1 protein-coding gene and 1 pseudogene are annotated in these 2236 nt (G+C 40.5%); both read left to right on the top strand.

All coding sequences use genetic code 11. The annotated features are described in order from the left end of the window. Positions 1 to 495 precede the first annotated feature (495 nt). Positions 496 to 1242 (top strand): annotated as a pseudogene (locus tag H0Z29_12055) (hypothetical protein). A gap of 13 nt (positions 1243 to 1255) precedes the next feature. Further along, positions 1256 to 2128 (top strand): radical SAM protein, encoded by an 873-nt coding sequence (locus H0Z29_12060; protein ID MBO8132218.1) that lies wholly within the window; start codon positions 1256 to 1258, stop codon positions 2126 to 2128. The last annotated feature ends 108 nt before the right edge of the window (positions 2129 to 2236 follow it).

The following is a 2236-nucleotide window of genomic DNA, read 5'->3' on the forward strand; positions in this document are numbered from 1 at the left end:
ACCAGAGAAGAATCGCTCAATGTTTTTCTTGAAGCATCGTTAGAGTGGACCAAAGCTACATGGAAAGAGCTTTTGCAGAAGGAACTAGGCCCGATGCCGGAAGAATACAGAAAAGACGAAAAACAATGATTTTTTTCGGTGGTGCTGAGCTTTGATTTCACTAGTTCCTAACAGATTTTTTTGCCGTGCTAAGCACTATTTTCAAGAATCGTTTGATGAGAACAAATGTTGTGGGCATATTTATGGTTTTCTAAGATCTTTACTGGGCATCTCCTTTACATTCTGCACACTGATGCCTCTTCCACCAGCCCACGCAATTGGATACTTCTTCTCATATTTTTGTGAAAGCAGCGGACCATTCTTAATAATATTGAGCGGTTCTCACAGCAAGACCATTTACTCTACTCTGTGTAAGATGAAAGGCAACATCGATGCTGTTGAAACACGTTCGGAAGACAGCGCCGATGTTCTTCAAAGTGCGTTGAAAAAAAGCCGTACAGAGCAGTTATCTGCTCTCATGTCGAGCCTGAAACTGGTGTTTTGAGTCCCATTGATGAAATAGCGTCTATCTGTAAGGACAGTGGCATTGTTTTGCTTGCCGATCTGTCGTACAGCGCTGGTGTTGAGGACTTGGGTTTTGTTAAGAGATTCGCACCGGGTATCGTACTTGTGCCAAGTTGGGAGGGTTTGGAAAGTGAAGCTGGGATTTCTTCGCTGCTCGTTAGCGAAGAAGCTGCGAGACAATTGAAAGTGAAAGGACTCGCATCTGAGGGGAAGATACTTCTCAGTGATAGAAATTTCAACTTTTCTTCGTTGCTGCTATCCGAATTCGAATCAGGTCTTTCTGATGTGGTGAATCAAGGCGTTATTAGAAGAATCAAAAGATTCAGAAAAGTTGCTTCCATAATCGATGATTCACTCGAAAGAATGGGGTTTGAAATATGCGCAAAAGGGGGATCTCGTGCAAGTAGTGTGACAGTCATCAAGCACGGCGGTGTGAGAATCACCGATCTGGTCGCGTTTATGAAGTCAAAGTATGAGCTGGAATTGCTTGAGGGAACTTTGTTTGATAGATTTGCCGAATGTGCCACTGCTTTTCATTCGAGTACTCTTAAAACGTCGCTCGGTATAATCACAGGGCTTTTGTTTGGGTTAGAAGATTTTTTGAGAAATTCTGGGTTTGATATTCCATTTGGTATTTCTTTGCAGAGTGTGAAGAGTATAACAGATTTCTGTGGTTGAAAAGGTGGCGTATTTGAAGAGAGAAGCTCTTTTCTGGGAAAGATACGATTCGAACACAGTTAGATGTCTGTTGTGTCCTCACAATTGTCTGCTAAAAGAAGAACAATCTGGAATTTGTAACAGCAGAAAAAATGAAAATGGAACACTTGTGAGTTTGAATTACGGAGATGTCGTTGTGAAGAAAGTTGACACGCTTGGAAAAAGGCTTCTGTTCTATGGAAATCATGAAGATCCAGTTCTTTCGTTGGGTAGCTGGGGATGCAACCTATGCTGTGATTGGTGCTACAATTGGGAAATTGCAAGATTAAAGCCTTTGCACCTTGTGAAAAAATATTCACCCGAAGAAATTCGCAATGAAGTACTGTACTTGAGAAAAACAAAAGGTGTGCAAACTATTGTTTTTACCTACAACGAACCTCTCGTCTGGGTAGAATTCATTATCGATATTTGTGAAATCCTTAAATCGGGTATCGATATTGTCCTAAACACAAATCTTCATGTAAATGAAGAACCTTTATTGAGAATCATTCCGTTTATATCAGCGCTCAACATAGACTTGAAGGCATTTAGTAGCTTTAAATACGCCTTGGGACCAAAGGGACACTTTGATGCAGTTTTGAAAAACCTGAAACTGTGTGTAGAACACGGCAAATATGTGGAAGTGACATTCCCCCTGATAAAAGGATTTAATGATGATGCTGATGAATTTGAAGATCTGGTTGCTTTCCTGTGTGAAATTTCTTCGGAAATTCCCTTGCAGATACGCAAAGGTTATCCAACTTATCGACACTTTGAGAACAGTCCATCAGAAGACAAACTTCAATATTTTCGAGCGATCGCATCAAAATACTTGAAACATGTTGAGCTTGTTTTTGAAGAGCAATAGTAGTGGGTGACCTTCTTCCATCCTTAAAAGGATGGGCTTTCCCAACGGTTTCTCGTAAGATAATCAGTTGAAATATGCAAATATTTTTCGTTCAAGCGTAATAAAGTC

It is taken from the genome of Candidatus Neomarinimicrobiota bacterium, assembly GCA_017656425.1.
In the GTDB taxonomy this organism is placed as follows: Bacteria; Fidelibacterota; UBA2242; order UBA2242; family B5-G15; genus JACDNV01.